Annotated in this window: 15 protein-coding genes; 9 read left to right on the plus strand and 6 right to left on the minus strand. The window is 43.1% G+C overall.

The features are described from left to right. The first annotated feature begins 588 nt into the window (after positions 1-588). The 3 genes from HWQ37_RS26040 to HWQ37_RS26050 all read left to right on the plus strand — a co-directional run bounded on the left by HWQ37_RS26040 (position 589) and on the right by HWQ37_RS26050 (position 3520). Positions 589-2367, plus strand: coding sequence for an ABC transporter ATP-binding protein (locus HWQ37_RS26040; RefSeq protein WP_292752864.1), 1779 nt, complete (start codon positions 589-591; stop codon positions 2365-2367). 237 nt (positions 2368-2604) lie between these two features. Next, positions 2605-2859 carry a TIGR03643 family protein gene (locus HWQ37_RS26045; protein WP_292752867.1) on the plus strand — a complete coding sequence of 85 codons (255 nt, stop codon included), beginning with the start codon at positions 2605-2607 and terminating at the stop codon, positions 2857-2859. Positions 2860-2986: 127 nt separating this feature from the next. Next, entirely contained in the window at positions 2987-3520 is a 534-nt protein-coding gene (locus HWQ37_RS26050) for a dihydrofolate reductase family protein (RefSeq protein ID WP_292752869.1), read from the plus strand. A 163-nt stretch (positions 3521-3683) separates the two neighbouring features. On the opposite strand, the gene trxA is transcribed toward HWQ37_RS26050, so the two are convergent. Both trxA and HWQ37_RS26060 read right to left on the minus strand, forming a co-directional pair. Beyond that, a complete protein-coding gene (trxA, locus tag HWQ37_RS26055) occupies positions 3684-4022 on the minus strand; it encodes a thioredoxin (RefSeq protein ID WP_292752871.1) in 339 nt (112 codons plus the stop codon). 272 nt (positions 4023-4294) lie between these two features. After that, positions 4295-4549, minus strand: coding sequence for a hypothetical protein (locus HWQ37_RS26060; RefSeq protein ID WP_363318189.1), 255 nt, complete (start codon positions 4547-4549; stop codon positions 4295-4297). A 424-nt stretch (positions 4550-4973) separates the two neighbouring features. Here HWQ37_RS26060 and HWQ37_RS26065 point away from each other — a divergent pair, with 424 nt between their 5' ends. After that, positions 4974-5219: a hypothetical protein gene (locus tag HWQ37_RS26065; protein WP_292752877.1), complete on the plus strand. Its 246-nt coding sequence runs from the start codon at positions 4974-4976 to the stop codon at positions 5217-5219. Positions 5220-5328: 109 nt separating this feature from the next. On the opposite strand, the gene HWQ37_RS26070 is transcribed toward HWQ37_RS26065, so the two are convergent. Both HWQ37_RS26070 and HWQ37_RS26075 read right to left on the minus strand, forming a co-directional pair. Next, complete coding sequence (locus HWQ37_RS26070) at positions 5329-7167, minus strand: peptidoglycan D,D-transpeptidase FtsI family protein (protein WP_292752880.1); 1839 nt, start codon at positions 7165-7167, stop codon at positions 5329-5331. A 96-nt stretch (positions 7168-7263) separates the two neighbouring features. Beyond that, a complete protein-coding gene (locus tag HWQ37_RS26075; protein ID WP_292752883.1) occupies positions 7264-7944 on the minus strand; it encodes a hypothetical protein in 681 nt (226 codons plus the stop codon). Between the two features lie 489 nt (positions 7945-8433). Here HWQ37_RS26075 and HWQ37_RS26080 point away from each other — a divergent pair, with 489 nt between their 5' ends. The 5 genes from HWQ37_RS26080 to ligA all read left to right on the plus strand — a co-directional run bounded on the left by HWQ37_RS26080 (position 8434) and on the right by ligA (position 14570). Continuing rightward, a complete protein-coding gene (locus tag HWQ37_RS26080) occupies positions 8434-8649 on the plus strand; it encodes a hypothetical protein (protein ID WP_292752886.1) in 216 nt (71 codons plus the stop codon). 320 nt (positions 8650-8969) lie between these two features. Continuing rightward, positions 8970-9269, plus strand: a complete 300-nt coding sequence (locus HWQ37_RS26085; protein ID WP_292752889.1) for a hypothetical protein — start codon at positions 8970-8972, stop codon at positions 9267-9269. A gap of 14 nt (positions 9270-9283) precedes the next feature. Continuing rightward, on the plus strand, positions 9284-9616 hold the full coding sequence (locus tag HWQ37_RS26090) for a hypothetical protein (protein ID WP_292752892.1): 333 nt from the start codon (positions 9284-9286) through the stop codon (positions 9614-9616). A gap of 265 nt (positions 9617-9881) precedes the next feature. Further along, on the plus strand, positions 9882-12173 hold the full coding sequence (gene glgB, locus HWQ37_RS26095; protein ID WP_292752894.1) for a 1,4-alpha-glucan branching enzyme: 2292 nt from the start codon (positions 9882-9884) through the stop codon (positions 12171-12173). Between the two features lie 360 nt (positions 12174-12533). Further along, positions 12534-14570, plus strand: coding sequence for an NAD-dependent DNA ligase LigA (gene ligA / locus HWQ37_RS26100; RefSeq protein WP_292752897.1), 2037 nt, complete (start codon positions 12534-12536; stop codon positions 14568-14570). A 115-nt stretch (positions 14571-14685) separates the two neighbouring features. Here ligA and HWQ37_RS26105 read toward each other — a convergent pair whose 3' ends face one another. After that, the gene (locus HWQ37_RS26105) at positions 14686-15462 is read right to left on the minus strand and encodes a Uma2 family endonuclease (RefSeq protein WP_292752900.1); all 777 of its coding nucleotides are present in this window, start codon (positions 15460-15462) and stop codon (positions 14686-14688) included. A gap of 268 nt (positions 15463-15730) precedes the next feature. Beyond that, entirely contained in the window at positions 15731-17944 is a 2214-nt protein-coding gene (gene glgP, locus HWQ37_RS26110; RefSeq protein WP_292752903.1) for an alpha-glucan family phosphorylase, read from the minus strand. Positions 17945-18276 lie beyond the last annotated feature (332 nt).

Raw genomic sequence — 18276 nt, forward strand, 5'->3', positions numbered from 1 at the left:
TTGCTGTTTGTGGATCTATGTCATAGGATATTGGATCGGGTTGTAGCACGTCGAACGGCTGCGATCGTCCAAAATCAAAGCCTGTATTATTGTTGGAAAGAGTGATAATCCTCGAACTGAGTAGTCGGTTATCTGATCCAATCAAGTGTCCATTATAGTTTTTAGACAAACTTGCTTGCGTATAGCCACCGAACCACTGATTATTGGCTTGGTAGTTTGTCATGTGTATCAACGTAACTCTATTGTAATATGAGGAATTGAGATACTGACTCAAATCTGATAGAAGCACATTACAGGATGCGTCTGCTTTTGCTTTAAAGGAAAACGTAGTCGTCCAAAAAAATGTCGTTGTCGAGAGAAGCAAGGATATAGACAAGAAAAAATGTTTAAAATGTCTTATTGTTTTCATAAAAATAATTCCCAAAACTTCGTTAAAGGACGATAGAGGAGACACTTATTGAGAAGTACATTACTATACTTTTATATTAATGGGATAGGTTCATAGTATTGGTTAAGATTTTTATACAGCCTTGTAATCAAGACAAAGACTTTTAATCCAAAATCCAAAATCCAAAATCGAAAATTTTTATGAGAGGCACTATTCCCGTTGTTGCATCTGAGGAGACGAGTCAGCAACTTTCTACCCTGCGGCGCTTTTTGCAATACGTGCTACTCTATCGCAAAGAAATTCCTATCGCCCTGACATTAGTATTAATTGGTGCAATAACCCAGTCAATTGGGCCATTCTTTCTTGGCTGGTCGATCGATCGTCTGATTGCACAAGGAAATTTGCAAGGACTACTGCTGTTGTTAGGGCTACTAGGGCTAAACTATGGACTTGGTGTCTTAGCTATTCGGGGTCAAATTCTGCGAGTCGGCTGGATTATGCAGCGATTGCTGGCTCAACTGAGGCAAGATATTTTCATTAAAATCCAAAGTCTACCACTCAGCTTTTTCGATCGCAGCGAAGCGGGTGATTTAATGAGCCGATTGCTGAATGATGTCAATACTGTGAATCAGGCTTTTGGACTGACAATCGCCCAAATGCTGGGTAACACTTTCAGTTTAGTTGGCATTGTGATTGCAATGCTCGCAATTAACCTGCAACTCGGTTTGTTGAGCAATCTAGTTGTACCACTGATGATTTTTACCACAAGCTTATTTGCACGTTGGGCAAGAGCCAGATTTCGCGTCACCCGACAAACTATTGGGCAGCTTTCCGCCAAATTAGAAGAAGATATTGGCAGCGTCAGAGAAGCCCAAGCATTTAATCGTATACAGATGAATATTGAAGAATTTGACATCCTTAACGCAGCCAATAGAGATGCCAACGTTGAGGCTGTGGCAATTACTTCCGCCTTTTTGCCTTCGATTGATTTTCTCAACACACTAGCAACCGCAGGTGTGCTAGCTTATGGCGGTTATCTGGCGGTAACAGGAGCTGCAACAGTGGGTGTAGTGACATCCTTTTTACTTTACGTTCAGCAGTTCTTCCGCCCGATCCAAATTCTCAGCCAATTTTACACCCAAGCTCAATCTGCCTTCGCCGGATTAGAGCGAATCTTTCTATTATTAGATGAACCCTCAGAACTCAAAGATGCACCAGATGCCACAGAAATGCCGCCTATTCAAGGTGAAGTGACATTTGATCATGTTAAGTTTGGCTATAACCCAGATCGACTGGTTCTCAAAGGAGTGAATTTGCACGCTTATCCAGGACAGATGGTTGCGTTAGTCGGGCCGACCGGTTCGGGAAAAAGTACAATTATTAACTTGATTTTGCGCTTCTATGATGTATCTGGCGGTGCAGTGAAAATTGATGATATTGATGTGCGTAGCGTGACTCAAGCAAGTCTGCGCCGTCAAATAGGTATCGTCCTGCAAGACAATATTTTGTTTAGCGGCACTGTCGCCGAAAACATTGCCTTTGGCGCTCCTTACAGCACTCAAGCTGATATCGAAGCAGCTGCACAACTGGCAAATGTGCATGAGTTTATTACCTCATTACCACAGGGTTATACAACTCAATTGGGTGAACGGGGAGCGCCCCTGAGTCAAGGACAGCGACAACTAATCAGTATTGCTCGTGCGGTATTAATTAATCCCCGAATTTTGATTCTGGATGAAGCCACCAGCAGCATTGACACCCGCACAGAGGCACTAGTACAAAGTGCGATCGCTCGTTTGCTCCAAGGTCGTACCAGTTTCGTAATTGCCCATCGTCTCAGTACAGTTACTCAAGCCGATCGAGTATTAGTAATTCAACAGGGAGAAATTGTAGAACAGGGTACTCATGCCGAACTCGTCAATCAGCAGGGTGTCTATGCCAACTTGTATGCTCTCCAACTGGGTGCAGCAGACATGTGAAAAATTAGATCCCCGACTTCTTCGAGAAGTCGGGGATCTGGACACCGCGCATATTCAAAAATCAAATAGGATTGCTATAGATAGAATTCATACTGAATTCTGACTCACTTCTCCTGCCGGAGACGCTGTGCGTAGCTTGCTTCCCCGGAGGGATACGACTACGCAGTTCGACTGCGCTCACCGTAAACTCAGTGACCACCTGATTCCTGAATTCTTTTTTTATTTGACAGCAAAAAAATGAAACTACCTAACCTCGATTCACAAACCATCGATCGCATCATTGAAATGGCATGGGAAGATAGAACATCTTTTGATGCGATTGAGGCTCAGTTTGGGCTACTGGAGAAACAGGTAATCGCCCTAATGAGGCGCGAAATGAAGGAATCTAGTTTCAAAATGTGGCGAGAGCGAGTCACACAACGCAATACAAAGCATTTATCTAAAAGAGAATTTATTGCAGGTCGGTTTAAGTCGCACAATCAAAAAACGTAAGTAATTGGGTAAGCGTAGACATCGCTCTTTTGTGATATAAACCAACAAAGGCTAAAATGCTATAGAAAAAATAACCCTGCGTTCGCTTGCATTAATTGAGTGCAAACTACCAAATTCACCAAGCACAATGACGAAAGTTACACTCTACATTGCAGCTAGTTTAGATGGCTACATTGCTCGCTGCGATGGTGGAATTGATTGGCTATCAATTCTTGATACAGAAGGTGAAGACTACGGTTACACTGCTTTCTACGAATCGATTGATGCGATCGTCTTAGGTAGTAAGACGTATGAAGTAGGTCTGGGTTTTGAGCAATGGCCTTATCCAGAAAAAAAATCCTTCGTATTCACCCAGCGTCATCTCCAATCCAATCGTGAGGATGTTGTATTTGTTTCCGACCCAGTAAAACAGGCTTTAGCTAATATAGAGGCTGAAGGTTTTAAAAATATCTGGCTAGTTGGTGGCGGAAAGTTAATCAATTCGTTTCTTCAGCACAGCTTGATTGACGAATATATCATTTCTACTATTCCAACTATCTTAGGTGGCGGTATATACCTTTTCCCACCACCTACCCCGGAAGAAAAATTGGAGCTAATTAACTCAAAACAATATTCTACTGGTTTACTCCAAACACATTATAGGCGAAAAGAAAAGATTTAAAATAATTCGTAATTCTTGAATGATGTTCTCTACCAATTATGTTAGCGAGTTATCGATAGCGTAGCGGTAGCGAGTATTCCTTCGCTTTTAGCGTCGCGTCATTACGAATTACGAATTACGTTAGCGTAGCGGTAGCGAGTCATCGAGCGTCATTACGAATTACCTAAAGAAGCTTCTGAACAGCGTTACTAAAGTCTTCGTAAGGAGAAACCCCTACTATGGTTTCTGCTAAAATACCATCTTTGAAAATTAAAACTGCTGGAATACTCCGAAGACCGAATTTTTTGAAAATCGGCTTATTGCTGTCAACGTCTACCTTAACGACTTTAGCGCGACCTTTGTATTCTTGGGCAAGTTGATCCATTAACGGACTGACTAAGCGACAAGGCCCACACCAAGTAGCAGTAAAATCAACAACAACAACTTTCTCTTCACTTCCATTTAAAACAACATCAAATTCGCTTTCTTCAACGTAAGCAACTATGTCAGTATCAGTAGACATTTTTTAATTCCTTAGTGTCAAACTAAAATTTTACCAAAAAGCTAACTATACAAACTATACTCCCTTCTGAGTATCAGATTCATTAGTTATCTACATTCATTGGGAAACCCCACAGATGAGTTTTGCTTACTGGCGTATATTTAATAACTTAAATTTTTGTACGTAGAGTGCGATCGCACCCTTTCAATCAACCTAATCAAAAATCCATACCTTCAAGGCGCACAAGCCTTATATCATATCAGGTTAATCAAGCTGAATAAAAATGTTCGTGTCTAATAGTCATCCTGCCGATCGAACAGTTCTAACAACCCAATTGTGCCAACAAAAAAAGTATAAGTCGCATATTGTATTGGCATCTTTTGTCTTGAAGTTGCATAAAAAGCTGCTATAATAGCCTCAACAAAATGGCTCATCATCGCAAAACGCTCAATCCAAAAAAATAGATTAAGGCTGCTTGGTACATTAATATTAGTTATTACGGCATAAATATTCCACGATTCCAATCCAATGGCACTTGTTATGAGCATTGTAGATATAATTTTTACAAAGGTGTAAATGTTTTTCTTGAGCGATTTTAAGTTCATATTGTTTACGAAAAAGTATATTTGACTTAGAATCCAGAGAAGTGGAAGTATAAATTTTATATCTAATTATCAAGAAGTACTACTGCAAGCTCAAAGCCTAACTCCTGAAAAGCAAATACGCTTCATTAAAGACTTGTCCAGCTTAATTTGTCAACAGGTAACGATGACACCTAAGCCAAAGCATAGCATCCTCTAATTACGTCGGTTAGGTAAGGAAATCTGGAATAGCATTGATGCTCAAGAACACGTTAATCAGGAACGTGATTCATGGAATGGCTAGTCCAGCTACAGGGGCAAATTGTCGGTTTGGATACTGCTCCATATTTGTTAGAATATGTTTTGCTACTAAAAAGAGAGAAGTTATCTGGTGGACTCTACATTTAACTGTAAACTCGAACACACTTTACTTGAAAAAGTCATAAATCTGGCTAGTCAACGAGGGCAATCTCCTGAATCAATAGTCAGTGAAGCTATTAGGCTATATCTCGAAACCCAATTGCTAGAAACAGTTGATAATGCTGTATCTGACCCCTTAATTGGCTTATTTGCAGGAACACCGGATTTGGCGACAAACTCAGAAGATATTCTCCAACAGGAGATTATTGAAAAATAATGATGTGCGGTTGCCGTCTTTACCAGCGTTGTCAAGTCTCTCTCTTATCTCCCCCTCTTCCTTGTCTACCTTGTCTCTTCTCAATGCCCCCTGCCCCCTGCCTTCTTCCCTACGGCACTCCCTTCTGTTGCTCAATCGCCTTACTAGGCGGAATCTCCTCAAGAGGAATCAGTGCTTCGATCACCGACTTCACAATTGGTGCTGCAACAGTAGAACCATAAGCACTTTCTCCTTTTGGCTCATCCACCAGGGCGAACACTACATAGCGAGGAGATTCTACGGGTAAAATAGCCACGAAACTAGTCATTCTAGCACCCTTAATGTATCCGCCATTGGGACTAGCTTTTTGAGCAGTACCAGTTTTACCCGCAATCCGATATCCGGGAATTTGTGCCGGCTTGCCACTACCTTGAGTAACAACAGTTTCCATCATTTCTACAACCTTTTGAGTTGTTGCAGTTGAGAAAATTTGGCGGGGGACGGTGTGAGTCGGTGAATCATGCATCTGCCCTTTGCTATCAATTAGCCCGCGAACTACATGGGGTGTAACTAACTTACCGCCATTAGCTAAAGCACCGTGCATTTGCACTAGCTGTAACGGTGTCATGGAAAAACCTTGCCCAAAGGAAGTAGTAGCTGCTTCAATCGGGGAAGCGATAAATTCTTCTTGACTTTTGAGCCGTCCGCCGACTTCAAAAGGTAAATCTGTATCAACTTTTTGTCCTAGCCCTAAGCGTTCTAACCAGTTGTAATAAATTGAAGGCTTTAAACGCTGGATAATTTGCACCATGCCAATATTGCTAGAATATTGCAAAATTTGAGCGATGCTGATTCGCCCATTCCCATTATTCATCGCATTTTTGATGGTGTAATTAGCGACTCGAATCGAACCGGAGTCATTAAACATATCATCTGGTTTGATGATGCCATTTTCCAGAGCGATCGCCACATTCAAAGGCTTAAAAGTTGATCCCGGTTCATAAAGATCCGCCACCGTCCAGTTTTTAAATAACGAGATATCAGCTTTACCGTACTCATTAGGGTTATAGGTAGGCTGAGAAACGAGGGCGAGTAAGGAGCCATCCAACGCATCCATGACAATTACCGCCCCACGTTTAGCGTCAAACTTCTCCATCTGTTGTTTGAGGGCAATCCGAGCAATTCGTTGCAGACGGCTATCGATAGTGAGTTGTAAGCGCAAATCATCAAAATGCAAAAAACCTTCGGGCGCACGATCCGGCATCAGCGCCCCATTCCCCGACCGACTGAGCCGCACCGTTTGCACAGGACGTTCTAGCAACTTCTCTTGAGAATATTCCACACCAGCTTGACCGCGACGGTCAATATTCACATAGCCCACCACATCAGCAGCCAAATCATCTGGCGGATAATATCGGGAGTATTTTTGAATCCACTCCAGCCCATTTAAGCGTAATGAGATGACGCGATCGATAATTTCTTCTGGTAAGGCTGGCGCAAGGATAATTCCGCTTCTTTTACTTTGAAAAGTTTTCACCAATTCAGCAGAATCTTTTGCCAAAATTGGGGCAAGTCGCTCTGCCATATCTTCATTAGACTTATCAAACAGCTTGGGATGAGCGTATAAAGTATATACAGGGCGGTCAATCGCCAACAGTTCGCTATTGCGATCTACCACCGGGCGACGGGGCATAAAAGGTCGCAAATTCACCATTTGCTGGTTGCGTGCTTGCTCAGTTAACTTTGGCCCCTTGACAATTTGGAGATTATACAAGTTAATCGCCAACCCCAATCCCGATGCCATTAATACGCCCCAGACGATGAACAATCGGGACTTAGTGCTGGATATTTGGTCTTGCATATTAGAAGCTAACTTTCCCAAAAGCCCTCGTTTATCACCCTTGTGTCGCCCTGTGAATCTTGGATTGCTAAACTTTCGGAATTTTGTTTTCTTTGGTGACTTCTGCATTGGGTTTGTCCTTTGTCCTTTGTCTATTGCCTTTTGTGATTAACCAGAAGTCTCAGTCCTAATGACTAATGACAAATGACAAATGACTCTTAGGGATTAGTATCCCAGTGGCGAGAGTGTTTGCGGGTGGATTTCAGAATTTGGCGTTGTGTTAGGCAATGCTGGCTTAGGACTCTGAGATGCTGGAGACAAGAAAATCATCCCTTCAGGAGTTGGCGATACCAGCCCTGCTGTTGGTTGTTCTGCTTCATTAGCCATTTTATTTTTCAGCGTCGCGTTGGTTGTCGTTAGCAGCCGTTCATGACGTTGGAGGCTTTGCAGTCTGCGATATGACTGACCCCAAAGCTCTTGAGAATAGACTGTCCAAGCATAAACTGCAAGTGTCGATGCTACTAACGAGAACGCCAAAACTGACGAATAACGATGAAAAGTGTACAAGCGTAACAACCACAAAGGTGCAGCTTTAGAATTAGGCATTGTGGGCAAGCCCAGAAAACCTACCCCCGGACTATTTTGATTCCGATGCAACTGCTCATTCAGATTTGGTAATTGTTGTCTACCCAACTGTTTCACCGGTTTGGCTATAACTGCCTCATTTGTGGGAGAAACCGCTAAATTTTTGGAGGAACGCAGTTGTTTTTGAGAGGATACTGGTGTAGAAGCGCTCCCGGCTGTTGACTCTGGGCGCGCAGAGCGTCGCCTCCCCAAAGAAAGGATAGAATCTCGCCGGAACCAATTACCCCTTGTAGAAACAGTAGATTTACGAGCAACTACCATAAATTTTTAAGTTTTTTGAGATGGAAATACTGCACTTTAGATTGATTGTCTGTTATGGCTCAGGTTAAAATAACCCTCTGTGCAACCAGCACACATAACAGACTACACCCTTTTAACTTTTCTGATAGGTAGCTGTATCAATGTTTCCATCCTCTAGATATGCAATGTTTGCAATCAGCGATTAGAAACTCTACAGCTTACCATTTAGGTATCGCACCTAAAGTATGGCAACGTCGGGTAGCTAGATGCAATACTCTGTGAAAAAAATAAAATTTTTTGCTATCATAGCTCCGTTTACTAAATTAAGTTGGTAATTTTCGTTTTGCTCCTGAGTTAAAACTAATCAGGATACGTAATTCCAAAAACAATACCCCAAAGGATTGTTTTTTTTAAGTATGTAATCTCGCAGAATTTAAAAAAAGCAATAAATACGGTATCGTATTCAACAGGCGAAAAATTGTTCTAGCCACAATTGGTGAAAGAGGAGTTATGAAAACAAAAATCTTTGGTTTTGCTTTAATGTTAAGTCTGGCTGCAATCCTTGGGGCCTGTGAAGGTGGTGGTGGTGACGGTGCGGGTACTGCTACTCCAGCTGCTACAGGTGAACCAACTGATGCACCTGCTGTTAAGTCTACTCCTGCGACTACCCCCGCAGCGACTCCCGCAGCAACTCCCGCAGCGACTACCCCTGCTAAACCTAAATAAGGCATCTTAAACTTTAGTTTAAATCACGCCCAGAACTACTTAGTGACAGCGTTCTTCACTACATAGCTCGAAACATAGCTCGAATTAATTAGGTTCACGAAAAAACCGCATCTTTGATGTTGGTTTATAGGAGCCTAAAGTTTGCTCAAATATCAACTAAGTAGGGCAGGAAGTAGAGGACACTGCTTAAAGAGGGTTATGTCCTCTACCAAGTGTCCGCCTAGAATTCCCGCCCGATCAAACCTTATTACCAGTCCAAGGGCGTTGAGTCAATCTAAGCTATTTTATAGGTAAGATACTTCCCTGGTTTGGCATGAGTTTTGAGAGGGCAAAACAATTTATTGCGATCGCTGGCAATTGCTCTTGAGCATTCCTGTAGTCTATTCCGTATCAGGAAAGACCTGGTAATCTCCCTTGATATTGCCAGATTTTTATTGGGAATTGGGAATTGGGAATTGGGAATTGGGCATGGGTTATTTCTCCCTCACTCCCTCATCCCTTACTCAGCACTCAACACTCAGCACGGGCTAAACCTTAGCTATCCGCTAACAGCACTCATAACTCAGCACTCAGCACTCCTGAAGGGCATGGGAAAAACAGATTATCATCCTGCGTTGTGAACGTAGTTCAGGAGATGGGAAGAGTTAAAACGAGAAAGTCTATAAGATTACTGAGCTTAATTGTAATTACTGGAACATTTATTATCTTAAGTAGCTATTGGCGATCGCCAGTACTGGCATTACCGCCACCAGAGGATATACCAGAAGAAATATTACGGACAAAGATTATTATAGAAGCGCGATCGCCTATTGATGGAAAATTCCTAACAGCTGCCGAATATATCCAATTGCAAGCCCAGCTGCAAGAAGTCCCGCCACCAAAACTAGACCCCAAAATTCGAGACCAGATTTTTTTGCTTCGCTTACGTAAATCATTATTGCAGTTTTTCCCATTTTTAAATTTTTGATAAATTCGTCATTAGTCATTTGTCATTCATCCTCTGCCCAATGCCCCTCAAGAGTGCTGAGTTAAGAGTTAAGAGTTAGGAGTTTTGTTTATCTCCCTGCCCCCTGCCCCCTGCCCCCTGCCTCCTCTTTCCCATTCCCCATTCCCCATTCCCCATTCTGATGTAGGATAACGGTGGCGACAAAATTGCAAATAAATGTAAAGAATATATATAGATATTAAAAAAGTAGATTTAGTCAATCACGTTATTTCACTTAGGTAGCTTCATGTCCATGACCACGATCGCCCCTGAACAGGTTAATAGCATCGTTTGGAATCAGCATAACGATCCCTTTGAAATACTAGGTTCTCATCCCATAGAACAAGACGGTAAAACTGTCTGGGCTGTGCGGGCCTACCTACCAAATGCAAGTGCAGCATGGGTCGTTCTTCCTGAACAACGCAAAGAATACCCAATGCAAACGGTACACAATCCTCACTTCTTTGAATGCACCATTGAAACTACCGAACTGGCAAACTACCAGTTACGGATTAAAGAAGGAGAACATGAGCGTGTCATCTATGACCCTTATGCTTTCCGTTCTCCCCGCTTGACAGACTTTGACTTGCATTTGTTTGGTGAAGGCAACCATCACCGGATATATGAAAAACTGGGAGCGCACCCCACGGAAATAGACGGCGTTAAAGGTGTTTATTTTGCTGTTTGGGCCCCTAACGCTCGTAATGTTTCATTGTTGGGAGATTTTAATCTCTGGGATGGACGTAAAAACCAGATGCGTAAAGGCCCTACCGGAGTTTGGGAATTATTTATTCCTGAAATTGGTGTGGGAGAACATTACAAATATGAAATCAAAAATTTTGAAGGACACATTTACGAAAAATCCGATCCCTACGGTTTCCAGCAGGAACCCCGCCCGAAAACGGCATCTATTGTCACTGATTTAGATACTTACAGCTGGAGTGATGAAGACTGGATGGCAAAGCGGCGGCGCACTGAGCCGCTAACTCAGCCCGTCTCAGTCTATGAAGTACATTTAGGCTCTTGGCTACACGCTTCGAGTGCAGAACCAGCTAAACTCCCTAATGGTGAAACAGAACCTGTAGTTGTCGTTTCCGAACTGAAACCGGGCGCACGCTTCCTTACCTACCGAGAACTAGCTGACCGACTCATTCCTTACGTCAAAGAATTAGGATACACCCACATAGAAATGTTGCCCATTGCGGAACATCCCTTTGATGGTTCTTGGGGTTATCAAGTAACTGGTTACTATGCCCCTACCTCCCGTTTTGGCAGCCCTGAAGATTTCATGTATTTTGTTGACAAATGTCACGAAAATGATGTAGGGGTAATTGTGGATTGGGTTCCTGGTCACTTCCCCAAAGATGGACATGGTTTAGCTTTCTTTGATGGTAGCCACCTGTACGAACACGCTGACCCTCGTAAAGGCGAACACAAAGGATGGGGTACTTTGGTGTTCAACTACGGTCGCCATGAAGTTAGTAATTTCTTGGCAGCAAATGCCCTTTTCTGGTTCGACAAGTACCACATTGACGGTATTCGTGTGGATGCTGTTGCCTCGATGCTCTACAATGATTATTGCCGCGAACCAGGAGAATGGCTGCCCAATAAGTACGGTGGTAGAGAAAACCTAGAAGCAGCAGATTTTCTGCGTCAGGTAAATCACATTATCTTTAGCTATTTTCCCGGTATTCTCTCAATTGCGGAAGAATCTACTTCTTGGCCAATGGTATCTTGGCCTACCTATACAGGCGGACTGGGTTTTAACTTAAAGTGGGATATGGGCTGGATGCACGATATGCTGGATTACTTCAGCATGGACCCTTGGTTCCGCCAGTTCCACCAAAACAATATCACCTTTAGTATGTGGTATAACCACAGCGAGAACTTTATGCTGGCTCTGTCCCACGATGAAGTGGTGCATGGTAAGAGCAATATCATCGGTAAAATGCCGGGGGATACATGGCAGAAGTTAGCTAATGTGCGTTGTTTATTTACCTACATGTTTGCTCACCCAGGCAAGAAAACCATGTTTATGAGTATGGAGTTTGGGCAGTGGAGTGAGTGGAATGCTTGGGCAGATTTGGAGTGGCATTTATTGCAGCATGAAGCGCACCAACAGTTAAAAACGTTTTTCCGGGAATTGAACCATCTCTACCGTTCTGAACCAGTTTTGTACACCCAGGATTTTGCGGAACCGGGGTTTGAGTGGATTGATTGTAGCGATAATCGCCATAGTGTAGTTTCCTTCATGCGTCGTGACAAGGATTCTGATGATTTTGCGATCGTCGTTTGCAATTTTACACCACAACCCCATTCTCATTACCGCATCGGTGTACCGCAAAAGGGATTTTATACTGAGTTGTTCAATAGTGATGCGCGTCAGTATGGCGGCAGCAATATGGGCAATTTGGGCGGTAAATGGACAGATGATTGGTCTTTGCACAGTCGTCCTTATTCACTGGATTTGTGTTTACCACCTTTGGGTGTGCTGATTCTCAAGTTGGATAAGAAGAAGACTGCTGAGGTGATGGGATAACAATTTGGGGTGGGGCAATGCCCCATCCTATACATAATTTCGCCTATTTACAAGCTGACTTTTCCCAGTTATCAGACTCTGGTGAAATTAAATATGCGTTATTCTGAACCCTTGTAGAGACGTAGCACTGCTACGTCTCTACATTCTTTTATATAGCGATTTATTGACTTGCGATCGCTCTACATTTTTTACCAGTGGAATTATACTTGGTACTCAGGGGAAGCGGACTACTGAAGTTTACGATGCGATCGCCCTATTCAAGTATTGGGTAGCGGGGGATATGACTCAAAAGCCAAAATTTTGTATAGTACAAATGTATGATTTGTGAGCCATAATCCTAGATATTTTATAATAATTCTTATGACACAGATTAAGCCGGAAGTAAAGCGCACAGAAGAATTGCGTCAGTTATTGCAACAAGCCAGCTATGCTTATTACGTCCTAGATACTCCCATTATGGAGGATGCAGTCTATGACCAGCTATATCGAGAATTGCAACAACTGGAAACTCAATATCCAGAGTTGACAGCACCCGATAGTCCGACTCAGCGCGTGGGTGAGAGGCCAGCAACACAGTTTACCTCGGTGCGGCATAATATCCCCTTGTACAGTCTAGAGAATGCATTCAATATTGATGAGTTGCAAGCATGGGATCAGCGTTGGCGGCGACAAGTACCGAAAATAGATTCAGTGGAATATGTCACTGAATTGAAAATTGATGGTTCTGCTTTGGCTCTTACCTACCAAGATGGCATTCTAGTTAGAGGGACAACTAGGGGTGATGGGGTGACGGGTGAAGATATTACCCAAAATGTACGGACAATTCGCTCAATTCCCTTACGTTTGAATTTTGAAGGTTTAGAAATTCTCGAAAGGGTGGAAGTACGAGGCGAGGCATTTTTGCCGTTGGAAGTATTTAAACAAATCAACGAGGAAAGGCAAAAAGCCAGCGAGCAATTATTTGCCAATCCCCGTAATGCCGCAGCTGGTACACTCAGGCAATTAGACTCCCGTATTGTTGCTAAACGGCGGTTAGATTTCTTTGGCTACACCTTGCACATTCCTGGTAGAGATGACACCAGTATTGCAAATACCCAATGGGAAGCGTTGGAGTTGTTGGAAAAGATGGGTTTTCGAGTCAACCCCAACCACAAACGGTGTGCTTCGATCGCAGAAGTGGCAAAATATTATGAATATTGGGATACGGAACGGCTAAATTTACCCTACATGACTGATGGGGTAGTAGTGAAGCTGAATTCTTTTAAACTTCAGGAACAGTTAGGGTTTACCCAGAAATTCCCTCGCTGGGCAGTAGCCTTAAAGTATCCAGCCGAAGAAGCACCTACCCGTGTGGAAAATATTGCTGTGAATGTTGGGAGAACGGGGGCGTTAACACCTTTAGCAGAGATGCGCCCGGTGCAACTGGCGGGAACAACAGTTTCCCGCGCGACTTTACATAATAGCGATCGCATTGCTCAATTAGACATCCGCATTGGCGATACTGTGATTGTCCGCAAAGCTGGAGAAATCATTCCAGAAGTGGTAAGGGTAATCAAAGAACTCCGTCCCGTTGACACCGAACCCTTCGTGATGCCCACCCATTGCCCAGTCTGCGGCCAATCGGTGGTGCGAGAATCAGGTGAGGCGGTGACTCGGTGCATTAATGCTTCCTGTGCGGCAATTCTCAAAGGTTCCATTGAACATTGGGTAAGTCGTGATGCTTTGGATATTAAAGGCTTGGGGGAAAAATGCGTGCATCAACTCGTTGATAAAGGTTTGGTGGATTGTGTGGCCAATTTATATGAGTTGACAGAAAGCAAATTATGTGAATTGGAAAGGATGGGGAAAAAGTCGGCGGAGAAATTAGTGGATGCGATCGCTCAATCAAAAAATCAACCTTGGTCAAGGGTATTGTATGGTTTAGGCATCCGTCACGTTGGCAGTGTAAATGCTCAATTATTGACTCAGAAATATTTCACTGTAGACCAGTTAGCGACAGCAAAGCAATCAGATATTGAAGGCATTTACGGTATCGGTGCTGAAATTGCCCAATCTGTGTACCAGTGGTTTCGGATTGATGCCAACCAAAGGTTGATAGAACGCTTACAAGCAGAAGGTTTGCAATTAACTGCCACAGAGGACACAACAACAGTTGGTGATGCTAATCAGAAGTTCGCAGGTAAAACTTTTGTAATTACAGGGACATTGCCAACCTTAAAGCGAGACGAAACAAAAGCTTTGATTCAAAAAGCTGGGGGAAAAGTGACTGATTCAGTGAGTAAAAAAACAGATTATTTAGTGGTAGGAGAAGATGCCGGTTCTAAGTTAGATAAAGCAGTTTCATTGGGAATTACGCAGTTAAGCGAGGCGCAATTATTGGAGATGCTTGAAGATTAAAAGAAAGTATCCATTCTGCAAATAATTTAGGATTTATATAGCACAATACAGTTCAGATTGTCTCAAAACCTAGATGTAGAAGACGTGATTTATCGCGTCTTCAAAAACCAATCATTTACTCAAACGGGGGCAAATTATTTGGATCGATACCCTGAGATTGCAAATAAGCAATTAGCCGTTCTTTTTGCTGGCGTTCTTGTTGGGCGCGTTGGCGTTCTTGTTCAGCGCGTTGGCGTTCTTGTTCAATCTGTTCCACAGCCCACGGCAATAAATTACCATCTCGATCCCACCAGCGCAACCAATAACCAGTGCGAGCTTCTTTGGTTCCTTGCCAAGTTCCCAAAAATAAGCCCATTACATCAATCCAATGACGACCGTTTTCGTCGGGTAACTTTAACTCATAGCGTTGATTTTCTAGTTGATAATATTCTAATAACCCGCCATAAGGTTCAAAAATTATGTAGATGGGAATCTGCAAAATTTGCTCGTAGAAAAACCATTTACCGGGTGGATAACTTCGCTTTACCGAATATTCTCCACCCTCAGTATCAGATAGAAATTCGATGGCGATCGCAGGGATATCTCCTTCTAAATTGGGTGTATAACTTTTGCGATTACCTACGACTTCATTCACAGACGGTACATAAACCCAATCTGGTGCTTTGGTGATAAATTGTCCGTTAACTGTCGCACAAAGACCAAAGTTAGAAGCGATCAACATCTGAGGTTGAATGAATCCACTGATTTCTAAGCTTTCACGTAAAGCACCAGCCAAAAGCGGCTGACCGGTATTTTCCACTGGTTCATCCTCTAGCTGAAAATCCTTGGGTAAGGCTTCCCAAGAGATTACCAGTTCTGTTGGTGATTTGGCTTGGCTAAGTTGGGTTGCCATAAACACAGCATGAATTTATTCTCGATCTTATCGCAAGCGATACTAGGAGCAAAAAAAGGGGCAGAAAACCCGCCCCTCTATTTAACCCTACGGTGTACACACAAGTCGAATTACCCCCCTTAATCCCCCCTTATTAAGGGGGGAAACAAGAAATCTAGTTCCCTCCCCTTTATAAGGGGAGGGTTAGGGAGGGGTAAAACCTTGGTTAATCAGCTATTTCAGACTTGTGTGTACACCGTAGCTATTTAACCAGGAAACTGAAAATGCTCTAAAGGAGAACTTTCGCTAAAATCGGTTCTACAGTTTTAGAAATTTCTGGGACATATACTTGTGAAACGTAGTCGGCGATCATTCTGTCGGTGTTGAATAACGGCGCATTTGTCTTAATTGATGTTTTCATCATTTGCACCCAACGGTGGGGAATACCTTGGGCATCTTGGTCATAGTATAGAGGAACGATTTCTTCTTCTAACAGTTGATAAAGCGATCGCGAATCAATCCCATCTTGCAATTCTTGATCGCTAGTATGAGCATCTTCGCCAATTGCCCAACCGTTAATTCCTTTACCATCTGCACCTGTTTGGTAGCCTTCGCACCACCAGCCATCTAAAACGCTACAATTAAGACCGCCGTTAAAGCAGACTTTTTGCCCACTTGTACCAGATGCTTCTAAAGGACGACGCGGATTATTTAACCAAACATCCACACCTTGTACCAATTTTTGACCAGTGTAAATGTCGTAATCTTCAATAAAGGCGACTCGGTTGATAATCCCGGAATTATGACACCACTCCATCAAGCGTTGGATAATCCGCTTACCTTCTTCATCGGCTGGGTGCGCTTTACCCGCAAAGATAATTTGTACTGGACGTTGAGCATTACCAAAAATCTTCAGTGCGCGTTGGGCATCACGCAAAATCAGATCCCCGCGTTTGTAAGGGCTGAAGCGTCTGGCAAATCCAATGGTCAACACGTTAGGATCGAGTAGTCTTTCTGTTGCTTGAATCAGTTCATGATTTTCGCCACGCAACTCCCGTGATTTCTTCACCTTATAACGGGTAAAGGCAATCAATCTTTCTTTAAGGATAAGATGCCGTGACCACAATTCTTCATCAGGAATCCCGTCAACTTTAGCCCACATCTTGGGATCGACGGCGCGATTTTTCCAATCTTCTCCCAAATATTCGTTATATAAGTCACCTAACAAAGGTGCAGTCCAAGTGGATGCATGAACGCCATTGGTAATGTAACCAATTGGTACTTTATCTTCCGATCGCTGTGGATAGAGAACTGTCCACATTTTACGGGAAACTTGACCGTGTAATTCACTCACGCCATTACAAGCACGAGACATCCGCAATGCTAAAACGGTCATACCAAAGGGTTCCCAAGGATCGCCCAATCGCCTTGCACCCAATGCCAAAAATTGCTCGCGGGAAAGTCGTAATTGCGGCCAATAGCTGGCAAAGAAAGAATCTATTAAATCGGGTGAGAAGACATCGTGACCGGCGGGAACGGGCGTATGGGTGGTGAATACACAACTATTCCGCACCTTAGCTTCGATGTCGTAAAAAGATTGACCTGTGCGCTCAATTTCTAAGCGGGCAATTTCTAAGGTACAAAATGCGGCGTGTCCTTCGTTGAGGTGATAAACAGAAGGTTCAATTCCCAAAGCGTGTAGGGCGCGAACACCACCAATTCCCAAAACGACTTCTTGAGCGATGCGGGTTTCTAAATTACCGCCATATAAGTGTCCCGTTAACCAACGGTCAATAGGATCGTTATCGTAGCGATCGCTATCTAATAAATATAATGTGACTCGCCCAACTTGCACTCGCCAGATTTGCACTTTTACAACCCGTTGGCGAACTTGTAAGTCGATAATTACTGGTTCCCCTTGCTCATTTTTAATCAACTCCAGGGGCATGTGTCCAAAGGGGTTGTCAATATAATAATCTTCTTGCCAACCTTGGCGGTTCAAGCGTTGCCGAAAATAACCTTGGCGATACAACAAGCCAACACCAACCAACGGTACACCCAAATCTGATGATGATTTTAGGTGATCCCCGGCGAGAATTCCCAACCCGCCAGAGTAGACGGGTAGAGATTCATGGATACCAAACTCGGCGCAGAAGTAAGCAATGGGGCGAGATGCCGATACTTGCGGTGCAACTCGGCTGACCCAAGTATCTTGCTGGTTGATGTATTGGTCAAACTCACGCGCGAGGGCGGATATCTGCTTTAGGTAAAATGGGTCTTCTGCTAATTGTGTCAGACGCTCATAACTTGCCGACTCTAAAATCGCCACTGGATTATGCCCACAGCGTTCCCATTCTTGGGGATCAATGCTTTGGAATAAGGAAATGCGATCGCCACTCCAACTCCACCAGTAGTTATAAGCCAAATCTGCCAAACGTTTGAGCGGTGAAGGTAATTTTTCACTCAAGTGTCGTGCGGCAGTAATTGCACTGTTATTAACCATACTAAATCTATGTCCTCGCGCTTAACTTTTTCTCTATTTCACTACCAGCTTGCGATCGATGTAAATGGTTTCTATTGTTTTCGTCGTCTCAAAATTATCTCTACTTTTGGACAGTTTTAATATTTTTTTCTATCAAATTCGTTGACATTATTTTAATTTTGTTGTTTTATTGTTAATATTTATTTAATGTTGACAATAAAATAATTACAATTATTTATATTGATTTTCCTCTCTGTGTTCTCCGCGTCTCTGTGGTTCGGTTAAAAAATAATTTTATACGAACCGCAGAGGCGCAGAGAAGCCAGTGCGTTGGGCGGGTTCCCCGACTTGAA

The sequence above is a fragment of the Nostoc sp. NMS4 genome, from assembly GCF_017115095.1.
Classification (GTDB): Bacteria; Cyanobacteriota; Cyanobacteriia; order Cyanobacteriales; family Nostocaceae; genus Nostoc.